The organism is Halomonas cibimaris, assembly GCF_055379665.1.
This window is the reverse complement of record NZ_AP043828.1, coordinates 1,958,327-1,971,984: the sequence shown is the minus strand read 5'-3', so window position 1 is coordinate 1,971,984 and position 13,658 is coordinate 1,958,327. Positions and strand designations below refer to the sequence as shown.

General features: G+C 64.9%; 12 protein-coding genes. 6 read left to right on the top strand and 6 right to left on the bottom strand.

Annotated features, from left to right (window positions below):
• Position 1: 1 nt before the first annotated feature.
• On the bottom strand, positions 2–940 hold the full coding sequence (locus ACZ415_RS09135) for a cobyrinic acid a,c-diamide synthase (RefSeq protein ID WP_344702205.1): 939 nt from the start codon (positions 938–940) through the stop codon (positions 2–4).
• A 128-nt stretch (positions 941–1,068) separates the two neighbouring features.
• Between ACZ415_RS09135 and ACZ415_RS09130 the strand changes: the two genes are divergently transcribed.
• The 4 genes from ACZ415_RS09130 to ACZ415_RS09115 all read left to right on the top strand — a co-directional run bounded on the left by ACZ415_RS09130 (position 1,069) and on the right by ACZ415_RS09115 (position 3,575).
• The gene (locus tag ACZ415_RS09130; protein ID WP_344702207.1) at positions 1,069–1,344 is read left to right on the top strand and encodes a PepSY domain-containing protein; all 276 of its coding nucleotides are present in this window, start codon (positions 1,069–1,071) and stop codon (positions 1,342–1,344) included.
• Between the two features lie 147 nt (positions 1,345–1,491).
• Positions 1,492–2,685, top strand: coding sequence for an NnrS family protein (locus ACZ415_RS09125; protein WP_344702209.1), 1,194 nt, complete (start codon positions 1,492–1,494; stop codon positions 2,683–2,685).
• A gap of 57 nt (positions 2,686–2,742) precedes the next feature.
• Positions 2,743–3,132 carry a SirB2 family protein gene (locus ACZ415_RS09120; protein ID WP_344702212.1) on the top strand — a complete coding sequence of 130 codons (390 nt, stop codon included), beginning with the start codon at positions 2,743–2,745 and terminating at the stop codon, positions 3,130–3,132.
• 68 nt (positions 3,133–3,200) lie between these two features.
• The gene (locus ACZ415_RS09115; protein WP_344702215.1) at positions 3,201–3,575 is read left to right on the top strand and encodes a YbaN family protein; all 375 of its coding nucleotides are present in this window, start codon (positions 3,201–3,203) and stop codon (positions 3,573–3,575) included.
• Between the two features lie 26 nt (positions 3,576–3,601).
• On the opposite strand, the gene ACZ415_RS09110 is transcribed toward ACZ415_RS09115, so the two are convergent.
• Complete coding sequence (locus tag ACZ415_RS09110; protein ID WP_344702217.1) at positions 3,602–5,137, bottom strand: acetyl-CoA hydrolase/transferase family protein; 1,536 nt, start codon at positions 5,135–5,137, stop codon at positions 3,602–3,604.
• 274 nt (positions 5,138–5,411) lie between these two features.
• A complete protein-coding gene (locus ACZ415_RS09105) occupies positions 5,412–6,386 on the bottom strand; it encodes a malate dehydrogenase (RefSeq protein ID WP_344702219.1) in 975 nt (324 codons plus the stop codon).
• Positions 6,387–6,611: 225 nt separating this feature from the next.
• Between ACZ415_RS09105 and ACZ415_RS09100 the strand changes: the two genes are divergently transcribed.
• Entirely contained in the window at positions 6,612–7,712 is a 1,101-nt protein-coding gene (locus tag ACZ415_RS09100) for an efflux RND transporter periplasmic adaptor subunit (RefSeq protein ID WP_344702221.1), read from the top strand.
• Positions 7,712–10,825: an efflux RND transporter permease subunit gene (locus ACZ415_RS09095; RefSeq protein ID WP_344702223.1), complete on the top strand. Its 3,114-nt coding sequence runs from the start codon at positions 7,712–7,714 to the stop codon at positions 10,823–10,825. Before ACZ415_RS09100 ends, ACZ415_RS09095 begins: the two co-directional genes overlap by 1 nt.
• Positions 10,826–10,879: 54 nt before the next feature.
• Here ACZ415_RS09095 and rsd read toward each other — a convergent pair whose 3' ends face one another.
• The 3 genes from rsd to gshA all read right to left on the bottom strand — a co-directional run bounded on the left by rsd (position 10,880) and on the right by gshA (position 13,636).
• Complete coding sequence (gene rsd, locus ACZ415_RS09090) at positions 10,880–11,353, bottom strand: sigma D regulator (RefSeq protein WP_344702225.1); 474 nt, start codon at positions 11,351–11,353, stop codon at positions 10,880–10,882.
• A 133-nt stretch (positions 11,354–11,486) separates the two neighbouring features.
• Positions 11,487–11,996, bottom strand: coding sequence for a disulfide bond formation protein B (locus tag ACZ415_RS09085; RefSeq protein WP_344702305.1), 510 nt, complete (start codon positions 11,994–11,996; stop codon positions 11,487–11,489).
• Complete coding sequence (gene gshA / locus ACZ415_RS09080) at positions 11,996–13,636, bottom strand: glutamate--cysteine ligase (protein WP_344702227.1); 1,641 nt, start codon at positions 13,634–13,636, stop codon at positions 11,996–11,998. The genes ACZ415_RS09085 and gshA overlap by 1 nt, the downstream gene beginning before the upstream one ends.
• Positions 13,637–13,658: the final 22 nt, after the last annotated feature.

The following is a 13,658-nucleotide window of genomic DNA, read 5'->3' as shown; positions in this document are numbered from 1 at the left end:
TTCAGCGGCGGCCGTAGCGCGGCGCCGCGTCGGCGAAGCGTTGCAGGTCGGCCAGCGCCCGGTCTGCGCTCACGGACGCCTGCGGGCGGCGCGTATCCACCCGGGCCATGGCCACCGCCATGTTGTCCAAAGCGGTCAGCGCGGTTTCGTTGCGCCCGCTAAGCGCACGCAGCTGCCGGCGGGTATCTTCCACCAGCGCCAGGCGACGCTTCAAGGCCAGATGCTCCGCCGGGCTCAGCCGCTCGCCTTCGTGGGCCAGCCGCCGGCGCACGGCGTCGGCGTCGATGCCGGCCATGCCGCTGGCCTGAGAGGCCATGGCGACCAGGTTGTCCACCGCGGTAAAACACACCTCGGCGACCAGTGAACGGGCGCGCTCGAAAGCCAGCTCGCCGACGTCGAAGCGCTCCAGCAATACCGCCATCGCCTTGCGGTAGCGGCCATACAAACGGTCGGCCTGCTCGGCAAGTGCCGGCTGGCGAGCCGCCAGCAGCCGCTTTTTGGCATCGCACAGCGCCAGGGTCACGTCGTCGGCATCCGGCGGCGGGGCGTTCGGATCAAGGCGTTCCTCGCCGCTTTCCCGCGCCTGACGGGCCTGCTCGGCCCGGCGCTCTGCTGCCTTCTGTTCGTGCCGGGCTTGCGCGCGCCGCTGCCGGCGCTTTGTTTGCCATTTGCGCCCGCGGCGCTCCAGCGGGATCGCCACGGCCACCGCGACAAGCCCTGCCAGCCAGCCGCTCAGCGAAGGCCCAAAGCCGCCCCACAGCGAGGTCAGCCACAAAAGCCCGGCCACAAACGGCACGGCAAGCCCGTAGCGGCCCAGCGCCTGCAGGCGCGTGGGTCGCAGCGTGCCCAGAGCACGCTGCGGGCTTGCCAGGCCGATGACCAGCCAGGGCAGACAGGAAAGAAACAGCCCGTACGAGAAACCTTGCAGAAATGCCAGCATGCGTCGTCAAGCCCGATCAACAGACAGGCCAACAGTGTAAAGGTTGATTAAGTTTCGCGTAAGTTTGGCGTGTTTGGATAACGGGTATGCCAACCGGCATGCATTGTGAATCGACAAGGAGAACGAGTATGAAAATGCATTCAATCGCCGTGACCGGTGCGGCCCTGCTGTTTGCCGGTGCCGCCGTTGCCGGCCCGCAGTGCACCGAGGCGCCCGAGGCTGACTGGCTTTCCCAAAACGCCATGAAACAAAAGCTGGCCGACCAGGGCTACACCGTTGACAGGTTCAAGGTCACCGACGGCAGCTGCTACGAGATTTACGGCAAAGACAAAAAAGGTGTGAAAGTCGAGATCTATTTCAATCCGGTCAACGGCGAGATCGTGGAAGAGCATCGCAACGAGTGATGCCCGAAAAACCAGTGCGGCGCCCCGGGATCGCTGATGGTTGGCCATTCAGCGCGGTGCCGCTGCACGTTGACGCAGGTCATGCGTTTTTGATGAGTTTTTCGTATGCTGGCCGCATACCCCAGTAAACTCGTCAGGAATCGCCCCATGAAGGAATCCGCCCTGCTCCGCCGCCTGCCGCTGATGCGGCTGGCATTCCGCCCTTTTTTCCTGCTGGGCGCTGTGTTCAGCGTGCTGGCCTTGCTGGCCTGGCTGGCATTTTGGCACGGCAATCTGTGGCTTTCGCCCTACGGCGGCATGTTCTGGTGGCACCCGCACGAAATGCTGTTTGGCTTTGGCAGCGCCATTATCGTTGGCTTTTTGCTCACCGCCGTGCAGAACTGGACCGGCCGGCCGGGGCTGAGCGGCTGGCCGCTGGCCGGGCTGGCCGGGCTGTGGCTCGGGGCGCGCGTGCTGCTGGCCTACGGCGGCTCGCTGCCGCCGGCGCTGCTGTTCACGGTGGACGTGGCTTTCCTTCCTCTGGCAGCGCTGGCCATGGCCCGGCGCGTCGTTGCCGTGCGCATGTGGCGCAACCTGGCGTTTGTGCCGCTGCTGGTCGCGCTGGCCTGCGCCAACGCCGTTATGCACCTGGGCGCGCAGCAGGGCGACGGCGCGCTGATGCGTGAGGCCAGCCACTCCGCCATGCTGCTGATCGTTTTGCTGATGGCGCTGCTCGGCGGGCGGGTGATTCCGTTTTTCACCTCGCGCAAGCTCGGCATTGAACAGCCCGCACGGCTGCGCTCGCTGGAAATCGCAAGCCTGGGCGGTCTTGTCGCGGTGCTGGTGCTGCAAATCTTCTCCGCTGCGGGGCTGGGAATCGCCCACGCACTGCTCGTTCCGGCGCTGCTGGTGGCCGCTACGGCCAACGCCTGGCGGCTGTCGCGCTGGTATCACGTCGACATCCTGCGCGAGCCGCTGCTGTGGGGGCTGCATGCCAGCTATGCGTTTATTGTACTGGGGCTAGTGCTGTGGGCCATCGAGCACGCCGGCGGCCAGCGGGTAGAAACCGCGCTGCATGCGCTGGCCATCGGCGGCATGGGGACCATGATGCTTTCCATGATGTCTCGGGTATCGCTTGGGCACACCGGCCGCATTATTCGCACGCTGCCGGGAATCGGGGTGGCGCTGGGGTTAATGCTGGCCGCCGCGCTGATGCGCTCGCTGTGGCTGTGGCTGTACCCGCAAACCAGCCACTGGGTCTATACGCTGACGATTATCGCGTGGTGTATCAGCTACTTTGTTTTTATCCTGTACTATGTGGTTCCTCTGCTGCGCGCACGGCCTGACGGCAAGGCCGGCTAACCGACACCGCCGGCACCGCCGGCAGCGGGCACACACTGATTTCAGGAACAACGCATTATGGAAAGCTATACAGCCGTTAAACACCTGCACGTAAGCGCCGCCTATCTGAGCGTTATGTTTTTTGTGCTGCGGGCGTTTTGGTCGGTCAATGAAAACAGCGTGCTCAAGGCACGCTGGGTCAAAGTTGCACCGCACGTTATCGATACCGCGCTGCTGACGTTCGGCGTGGCTCTCGCGGTGATGCTGAACTTCTGGCCGCTGCCGGGCTGGCTGACGGCCAAGATCGCGGCGCTGATTGTGTATATCGTGCTGGGCACCGTTGCCATCAAGCGCGGCGCCACGCCCACCGTGCGTGCCTCTTTTGCCGTTGCCGCGGTGATGGTCTTTGCCTACATGCTGGGGGCGGCCAACCAGCACAGCGCACTCTCTTGGCTTGCCGCCATGTAAGCGGCTCGCGACTTAACGTTTAAACTGCGCAACTCCCCTTTCAAGGAGGCGCGTCAAGGAGGCGCGGTATGCGTTTTACTCCCATCGCCTGGTGCGCGCTGGCGTATCTTTGTATCGGCCTGGGGACTGCCGGCATCGTGTTGCCGCTGCTGCCTACCACGCCGTTTTTGCTGCTGGCTCTGTGGGCGGCCACCAAGGGCTCGCCCAGACTTGCCCGCTGGCTGCTTGAACATCCGCGCTTTGGCCCTTACCTGTACGCTTGGCGCGAACAGCGGGCAATTCCTCCCCGGGCCAAGATCACGGCCTATGTGCTGCTGACCTTGAGCTTTGTCACGCTATGGCTGGGCGGCGCTCATCCGTGGCTTCTGGCCGCGCTGGCGCTTTTGTTCAGCGGCGTGGCCGCCTTTATCGCCACCCGTCCGGATGCCGCCAGGGCCCCTTGAGGCCCCGGCGGCGAGCACCGCGCTACCTACACGGCGTCGGCGGTTTCTTCGCTGCGAAAGCGACGCATATGCCCGTGTTCTTCCATGGCGATATGCCAGCTCAGCGCCTGCTCCAGGCAGTGCGGAGTGTGGCCGCCGCGCTTGCAGGCATCGGCGAAGTAGCGGCGCAGCGCCGGGCGGTAGGAGGGATCCACGCAGCGTTCAATGATCTGCACCGCGCGCTCCCGCGGGGCCAGCCCGCGCAGATCGGCCAGGCCGTGCTCGGTCACGAAAATGTCCACGTCGTGCTCGGTGTGGTCCACATGGCTGACAAAGGGCACGATGCTGGAAATATCCCCTCCCTTGGCCAGCGATTTGGTAATGAAAACCGACAGCTGCGCGTTGCGGGCAAAATCGCCGGAGCCGCCGATGCCGTTCATCATCTTGGTGCCGCCAACGTGGGTGGAGTTGACGTTGCCGTAAATGTCCATTTCCAGCGCTGTGTTGATGGCGATGATGCCCAGCCGGCGAATAATCCCCGGATGGTTGGAAAGCTCCTGGGGCCGCAGTATCAAACGGTCACGGTAGCGTTCGATATCGTTCCACACCCGTTCGCCGCAGCGCTCTGAAAGCGTAATCGAGCAGCCCGAAGCAAAGTCCAGCTTGCCGCTGTCCAGCAGCTCAAAGGTCGAATCCTGCAGCACTTCAGAGTACATGGTCAGGTGCTTGAAAGGGCCTTCGGCCAGCCCGCTCACCACCGCGTTGGCCATGTTACCGATACCCGCCTGCAGCGGCAGCAGCGCCGGTGTTAAACGGCCGATTTCCACTTCATCGGCAAAAAAGCCGATCAGGTGCTCGGCGATACGCCGGGTATCGTTGTCCGGCGGCTGCACCGTGGAGGGGCTGTCCTTGCCCTGGGTGATCACAATCGCCGCGACGCTATCGGGATCGATCGGTATATACGGCGTGCCGATGCGCGAATCGGGCGCTACCACCGGAATCGGCGTGCGCGTGGGGCGCATCTGGGGAATATAGATATCGTGCAGCCCCTCCAGCGCCGCCGGCGAATCCAGGTTCAGTTCGATGATGACCTTGTCGGCCAGTATCGCATAGCTGGCCGAGTTGCCTACCGAGGTTGTCGGCACGATGTAGCCTTCTTCGGTAATCGCGCAGGCCTCGATGACGGCAACGTCCATCTCGGCCAGCTGGCGATTGCGCAACAGCTCTACCGTCTCGGACAGATGCTGGTCCATAAACATCACGCTACCGTCGTTAATCGCCCGGCGCAGGGTAGCGTCGACCTGAAACGGCATGCGCCGGGAAAGCGCGTTGGCCTCGGTCAACAGCTTGTCCAGGTCATTGCCCAGCGACGCGCCGGTCATCAGCGTGATGGCAAGCGGCTCGTTGTTGGCCCGCTCGGCCAGCGCCCGGGGCACGGCCTTGGCTTCCCCGGCTCGGGTAAAGCCGCTCATGCCCACGGTCATGCCGTCTTCAATCAGCGCAGCGGCTTGTTCAGCGGTACGCAGCCTGTCGCGCCAGCGGGGCCAGCGGCAGCGCTCATTGACCATACCCTCGTCAAACATGGAACTCTCCTTCAGCAGACACGTCGCAACGGCATCCGGGCCTGCCCCGCTGCCGCTTCGCGCCGCATCATGCCACGCCAAAGCGCCCAACGGCGCGTTTCACGACCAAAGTTGCACGTGCTGCGGGTTTCGCGGACTAAAAGCCAGACAAAAAAATGGCGTCGGCGAACTCAGCTGCACCCCGGTGGCCGGATGCAAACATCCAGCGTTCGGGGTGCAGTTCAGTAGCGCCCGGCGGGGTTTCAGGCGGGATTTCAGGCGAGGCTACAGGCCATCAGCCCAGCAGATGCGCCACGGCGCTGCGCTCTTCGCGCAGCTCATTTTCGGTGGCCTGCATTTTTTCCCGGCTGAAGGCATCGATGTCAAAGCCCTGGACGATGGCGTAGTGTCCGCCCTGGCAGCGCACCGGGAAGGAATAGATGATGCCCTCTTCGATGCCGTAGCTGCCGTCGGCGGGCACTGCCATGCTGACAACGGCGTCGCAGCCAAGCGCCCAGTCGCGCATGTGGTCAATGGCCGCAGAGGCCGCCGAGGCGGCTGAAGACGCACCGCGGGCCTTGATGATGGCCGCGCCGCGCTGCTGGACGGTGGGGATAAAGTCGTTTTCGTACCAGTCGCGCTCCACCAGCTCCAGCGCCGGCTTGCCGTCCACCTGACACTGGGCGATATCCGGGTACTGGGTCGCGCTGTGGTTGCCCCAGATGATCAGATTTTCCACGTCGTTGACGTGTTTGCCGGTTTGCTGGGCCAGCTGCGTCAAAGCGCGGTTATGATCCAGTCGGGTCATTGCGGTAAACTGGCCGGCGTCGAGATCCGGGGCGTTGCACGAGGCAATCAGCGCGTTGGTGTTGGCCGGGTTGCCAACGACCAGCACCTTGACGTCGCGGCTGGCGTAGTCGTTGAGCGCCCGGCCCTGAGCGGAGAAAATCGCCGCGTTGGCCTCAAGCAGGTCCTTGCGCTCCATACCCGGCCCGCGCGGGCGTGAGCCGACCAGCAGTGCGAAGTCGGCATCCTTGAACGCAACGTTGGCGTCATCGCTTGCCACGATATCGTGAACCAGCGGGAAAGCGCAGTCGTTGAGCTCCATGACCACGCCGTTCAGCGCTTCCATCGCCTGGGGAATTTCCAGCAGCTGGAGTATGACAGGCTGATCCGGCCCCAGCATGTCGCCTGCGGCAATGCGGAAAATAAGCGAATAGCTGATCTGGCCGGCGCCGCCGGTAATCGCAATACGTACGGGATCTTTCATCATCACTCCTTGTGTATTTTGCCTTGGGGTAGCCGCGGCAAACGGCGCTGCCCTGTCCGGATGTTATGCGCCGTCGATGCAAAACACAATCAACCCCGGGCCATACCTTGGCCGCACACAGTTGCGCTCGCACCCGGCTATCGGGCAGGCTAAAGCGCGTTTACGTTGGCGTTCTCGTGCCGGCCGCATACCCGCGCCGCACACTGACCGAGGGACACCGAGTCCATGCGGCAACCCCGATTTTCACAACTGCCTTTTTCCTACGTGCTGGCAAGCCTTCTGCTGCTCGCCTTGGTGGTATGGCTGGCGCTGGGCGACTTCGACGCTTTTCGCCGCGACGCCCCCGCTGACACCGCCGGCAACGCCCGGGCCACCCGCGTTGAAACCCGCCGAATCGAAGCCGTTGACTATACCCCGGTGCAGGTCATACAGGGCGCGCTCGAAGCGCAGCGCGAAGTGGCGCTGCGAGCCAACGTCGCAGGCTTTGTGCAGGAAAAGCCCGTCGCCCAGGGGCAGCATGTCACCCGGGGAGAAACCCTGCTGGTGCTGGACAGCGACGCCCTGCCCGAGCGCCTGGCAGAAGCGCGCGACAGCCTTGAGCTGGCCCGGGCCGAGCTTGCCGGGGCCGAAAAGCTGCGCCGGCGCGAGCTGATTTCCCGCCCCGAGCTGCTGCGCCGGCGCGCCGCACTCACGCAAAACGTAGCCGACGTGGCCCGGCTGGAGAAACAGCAGGCGGACATCCGCCCCGACGCCCCCTTTGCCGGCACGGTGGATCGCATCAGCGTCGAGCTGGGCGAGCTTTTGCAGCCCGGCGAACAGTGGGGACGGCTGGTCGCCGACGAAACGCTGACCGGCACCGGCTGGGTTTCCCAGCAGGACGTGGCCCCGCTGGCAGAAGGCCAGCGCGTCACGGCCCGGCTGCTTGACGGCGCTACGCTCAGCGGCACGCTGACCCATGTGGCCCGCCGCGCCGCCGAAGACACCCGCAGCTTTTACATAGAAGTCACGCTGGACAATCCCCGGCGACGGCGCCTGGCAGGTGCCAGTGCCGAATTTACCGTGGCCCTGCCCGCTCGCCGGGTGCACACCTTTTCGCCGGCCCTGCTGCGCCTGAGCGATCAGGGCACGCTTAGCGTGCGCCACGTAGACGACGACGGCCGGGTGGCCCAAACCAACGTTGAGCTGGTCAGCGCCGATACCCGCCAGGCCTACGTCACCGGTTTGCCCGACCCCACCCGGCTGATCACCCTGGGCGCCGGGCTGGTAGCGCCGGGCGAACGGGTCAACGCCGTGGCCGCAGACACCACCGAACGAGATGAGCGCTGATGCACCGTCTAATCGCTGCGGCCATGACCTACGCGCGCACCACGCTGATGCTGCTTGCCGGGCTTTTGCTGGCAGGCATCGCCGCCTGGCAGGTCATTCCCAAGGAAGCCAATCCCGACGTCACCATTCCCATTATCTACGTTGCCATGGCGCTGGAGGGCGTCAGCCCCGAAGACGGCGAGCGGCTTTTGATTCGCCCCATGGAACAAGAGCTTCGCGGCATTGAAGGGCTCAACAAATTCACCGCTCAGGCAAGCCAGGGCCACGCCTCGATCACGCTTGAATTCGACGCCGGCTTTAACGCCGACACCGCGCTGTCTGACGTTCGCGAAAAGGTGGATATCGCCCGCAGCAGCCTGCCCAACGAGGCCGAAGAGCCCCGGGTCAACGAGGTCAACGTTTCCGAGTTCCCGGTGCTTACCCTGGGGCTTTCCGGCCAGCTCGGCCTGCGCGAACGGATGACCGTGGCCCGGCGGCTGAAAGACGAAATCGAAGGCATTGCCGATGTGCTGGAAGTCGACATCGCCGGCGAGCGTGACGATTTGCTGGAAATCGTCGTCGATCCGCTGGTGCTGTCAAGCTATCGGCTGGACTTTGACACCCTGCTCAGCCGGGTGCGCAACAACAATCGCCTGGTCGCCGCCGGCAGCCTGGACACCGGCGCTGGGCGCACCCCGCTCAAGGTGCCCGGCATCATCGAAGACCTTGACGATGTGATGAACATGCCGATCAAGGTGGAAAGCGATCGCGTGATCACCTTCGGCGATGTGGCCTGGATTCATCCCACCTTCAAAGATCCCGACGGCTTTGCCCGCATTGCCGGCCAGCCTGCCCTGGTGCTGGAAATCTCCAAGCGCGCCGGGGCCAACATCATCGCCACCATCAACGCCGTCGACGAGCTGATGGAAAGCGCCCGCGACACGCTGCCCGACGCGCTCAGCGTGACTACCATTCTCGACCAGTCGACCACCGTCGAAGACATGCTCGGCGAGCTGTTGAACAACGTGCTCACCGCCGTGGTGCTGGTGCTTATTGTGGTCGTTGCGGCCATGGGCTGGCGCACCTCGCTGCTGGTGGGGCTGACCATTCCCGGGGCGTTTCTCACCGGCATCATGCTGATCTGGGCGCTGGGGTTTACGCTCAACATCGTGGTGCTGTTTGCCCTGATTCTGGTCGCCGGCATGCTGGTGGACGGCGCCATCGTGGTCAGCGAGCTGGCCGATCGCCACCTGCGCGACGGCATGGCGCCGCACGACGCCTGGCTTGCCGCGGCCACGCGCATGAGCTGGCCGGTCATCGCCTCCACCGCTACCACCCTGGTGGTGTTTTTGCCGCTTTTGTTCTGGCCCGGCGTGGTCGGCCAGTTCATGAAATACCTGCCGGCCACGGTGGTGCTGTGCCTGCTGGCCTCGCTTGCCATGGCGCTGGTCTTTCTGCCGACGCTGGGCCGCGTCTTCACCCGCCGCGGCGCCGCCGAAACGCCAGCCCACAGCGGTGCTGCGACGACAACGTCTTTCGGTCGCGGCTATCGCCGCATGCTCGCACGCCTTTTGCGCCACCCCGGCTGGGTGGTGTTCATTGCCGTGCTATTGATGGGCGTGGCCTACAGCGGCTATGCGCGCTTCAATCACGGGGTCAATTTTTTCCCCAGCGTCGAGCCCGACAGCGCCCAGGTGCTGGTGCGCGCCCGGGGCGATTTCTCCGCCGAGGAAACCGACGCCATTGTGCGCCGGGTAGAAAAGCGGCTGGGCAACATGGCCGAGGTCGAGGCCATGTACGCACGCTCCTTTGCCGTGCCCAACGAGCAAATGGGCAACGACGTTATCGGCGTTTTGCAGTTTCAGTTCATCGACTGGCACCGGCGCCGCCCGGCCCGAGCCATCCTTGACGACATGCTCAGACGCACCGCCTCGCTGCCCGGCATTGTGCTGGAGACGCAAGAGCAGGAAATGGGCCCCACCAGCGGCAAGCCCGTGGTCCTTGAAGTCAGCGCCGCCGAGCCTGACAAGGCCAGCCAGGCCGTGGACCGGCTCAAGCGTGCCATGCGTGAGCTGGGCGGCTTTGTCGATATTGAAGACAACCGCAGCCTGCCGGGCGTGGAATGGCGTATCAAGGTCGATCGCGAGGCCGCCGCCCGGCTGGGCGCCGACGTTACCGCCGTGGGCAGCGCCGTGCAGCTTTTGACCAACGGGCTGAAGGTAGCCGAATATCGCCCGCCCACCGCCAACGACGAAGTGGACATTCGCGTACGCCTGCCCGAAGGCTGGCGTTCGCTTGACCAGCTTGAACGCCTCACGCTCAACACGCCGCGCGGCCAGGTGCCGATCACCCACTTTGTCGATATCGGCCCGGCCCCCCGGGTCGGCACGCTCAACCGCATTGACGGCCGGCGGGCCATCACCGTCAAGGCCGAGCTGGCGCCGGACGCGCAGTCCGCCGAGCGCCTGGACGCGCTGTTTACCGACATGGACGGCGCGCTGCCCGACGGCGTGCGCATCAACGTTGCCGGCCAGCAGGAAGACCAGCAGGAAGCCTCGCAGTTTCTGGTCAGCGCCTTTGGCGTGGCCATCGGCCTGATGGCGCTGATTCTGGTGACCCAGTTCAACAGCTTCTATCAGGCCGCACTGGTGCTGTCGGCCATTGTGTTTTCCACCGCCGGGGTGCTGATCGGGCTGCTGGTCACCGGGCAGGCCTTCGGCATTGTGATGGTGGGCATGGGGATTATTGCCCTGGCCGGCATCGTGGTGAACAACAACATCGTACTGATCGATACCTACAACGCGCTGCGCCGGGGCGGCGAGCGCGGCCACGAGCCGCTGGCCCCGGCCGCAGCGGCGCTGGAGGCCGGGTGCCTGCGCCTGCGCCCGGTGCTGCTGACGGCGATTACCACGGTGCTGGGGCTAATGCCTATGGTGCTGGGCATCAACGTCAATCTGATGGCGCCGGCGCTGGGCATCAACGCGCCGTCGACCCAGTGGTGGGGGCAGATGTCCAGCGCCATTGCCGGCGGGCTGACCTTCGCCACCGGGCTGACGCTTTTGCTGACGCCGTGCATGCTAACGCTGGGCGACCGGCGCAAGGAAAGAAGTGGCACAGCAGCAAGAAATTGGTAACACCACAATAGAAGCGCACTTCCGTGCGCGAAGGCAGGCCGCAGGGCCCGCCTGCTACGCTACCGGGCTGTTGACCGCGTGGAGCCGAGCAATCAGCTGATCTTCCAGAGCAAAACGCTCGGTGAGCCCGCGGGCCAGGCGGTCGAGCCAGGCCGGCAGGCGCGCCAGGTTCTGCTGGCAGCGCACCGGGCTGGAATAGTCTTCATCGAAGGCCAGCGCCAGCTCGGTGGACATCTCCAGACGCTCCAGCAGCTTGCCGGCAAGCACCAGCGCGGCCTGATCGCCGAAGGCGCGGGCCTCTTCGCCCAGCTGCGGATAGACGGTGAAATGCCCGGCGCTGATGTAGTCCAACAGGCGCTCGCTGAAGGTATCCAGCCGCGCCTTGTCGATCTCCGTCAGGTCAACGTCGCAGGCCCCCTTCAGCGCCATGAAGCTCTCCAGCAGCGCCTTGCGTTGCAAAAGCCAGCGGTCGATTACCTCGTGTACGCCGCCCCAGCGCTCCAGGGCATTTTTGCAGTTTTCCAGCATCGCCAGTCTCCTTTCCGAGCGTGGCCTGTTGCGGACTTGCCTTGCGGCCGCATCGCCCTGCCCCGGCAGCAACGGCCTGTGAGCAAAGACTCGCTTTTCCCCGTGCCGCTGTCAATTGCCCGGGGCATGCCTTTCAACGTGTCAAAGCGCGCCGCAGCATGGCTAGCGGCAGTGCCGCCAGCACGATAAAACCTGCCAGCGTCCAGGCCGGCAGCGACAGGCCGAGAAACGCCGCGTCAACGCTTGCGCACTCGCCGGAGCCGGACAGCACCGTGGCGACGACCTCCTGCATGGGCAGCACGTCAATCATGTAGTCAAGCCCCGGGCCGCAGCTGGGTACCTGGTCGGCCGGCAGCGACTGCAGCCAGACGTGGCGCCCGGCGACAAAACCGCCCCCGGCCACGGCCGCAAGCGCCAGCAGCGAATAAAGGCCGCGCCCCACGCGCCCGGCCGGGTTGTGCACGGCGGCCGCGGTCAGCGCAAGCCCGGCGGCGATAACCCCTATCCGCTGAAACACGCACAGCGGGCAGGGCTCAAGCCCGCCGATATGCTCAAGGCCCAGCGCTACGGCCATCATCAGCGTACATAGCGCCACGCCTGCCAGGGCCAGCCGGCGGAAAGTGGCAACGCTGTGCACCGGCATCACGGGGCGTCCCCGGCGCCTAGCGGCGTTACCGCCCGGGACTGGCGGGCCCGGGCGAAATAGTCGGCGAGAAAGTCGTCAAAGCCGGGCTCATCGGCGGCGTCCATTTCACGCTGCTGCTGGCGCGAGGTCACCGCCTGCTCTTCCAGCAGGGCTTCCCGGGTAGTCGTGGCCGGCTGGCGGCGCAGCATATCGGCCTGCTCTTGCGCCAGCGCCATGACCACGTCAGCAAAGGAGCCGCCGTGTTCGCGCAGCCGTGCCAGCAGCCGCGCCGACGGCGTCAGAGCGGCGTCCTGCAGGCGCGGTGCCAGCGCGGCAATCGCGTCCAGATGCGGGGTGGCGTCTTCGGCGGCGTCCAGCAGCTCAGCGACCGGCTGCATCTCGGTCATAATCTGCTCGCCCCATTCGCGCAGGCCGATGTCAGCACCGCTTTTGTTCAGGCGCAGCGCCGGGTCACGGCCGCGCTCCACGACCAGCCGGCGGTTGTCGTCAAGGTGGTCACACTCATCATCGGAAATCCACGGGCTTTCGCTTAGCAGACACCACATGAGAAAGGTATCCAGAAAGCGCATCTGAGGCTCGCTCACGCCCAGCGGCTCGAAAGGATCAAGGTCCAGGCAGCGAACTTCGATGTACTCCACGCCCCGGGCTTCCAGCGCCTGGCTTGGCGTTTCGCCGGCCTGGGCGACGCGCTTGGGCCGAATATCGCTGTAGTATTCGTTTTCGATCTGCAGGATGTTGGCATTGAGCTGGCGCCATTCGCCGTCCACCTTCACCCCCTTGGCCTGGTAGTCCGGCCAGGGCGTGGAAATGGCGTTGCGCAGCGTGTTGACGTAGTTCGACAGCGAGTTAAAACAGATCTTGAGCTGCTCTTGCACGGTGTTCTGATAGCCCAGATCCGACATGCGCAGCGTGGTGGCGTAGGGCGCTATATAGGTCTCCTCGCCCAGCGGCTCAAGCTTGGCCGGCACGCGTTTGCCGTCGAGAAAGCTCTTGTCGATGGCAGGCGAGGCGCCAAACAGATACAGCAAAAGCCAGCTGTGGCGGCGAAAGTTGCGAATCAAGCCGAAATAGCGCGTCGAGCGATAGTCGCTGAGTGCGGTATCGCTCTGGCCTTCAATCGCGCGCAGGGCCTGCCACATTTCATCGGGCAGCGAGACGTTGTAGTGCACCCCGGCAATGGCCTGCATGATGCGCCCGTAGCGCACGTCCAGCCCGCGGCGATAGACGTGCTTCATCAGCCCGGAGTTGGAGCGGCCGTAATCGGCAATGGGCACGCTATCGTTGCCCGAAAGCCGGCACGGCATGCTTGCCGGCCAGATCCACTCGCCTTCCAGATGGCGGTAGCTGTAGGCGTGCAGATCACCCAGAAACGCCAGCGCTTCCCGGGGCTCGCTGAGCACCGGGGTGACGTACTCCAGCAGCGCTTCAGAATAGTCGGTGGTGATGTGCGGGTGCGTCAGCTTCGAACCCAGCGCCCGGGGATGGGCGGTTTGGGCGATATGGCCACTCGCCTCCACGCGCAGCCCTTCTTTCTCGATGCCTCGGCGCAGCCGGCCAAGACGTCCGTCACGCGCGGCCGGCAGCAGCTGTGTAAGGCGCTGGCTCAGCGTGGACGGCACGGTGAGTGGTTCAGACAAGGGGTGCACTCCCAGTTAAGCG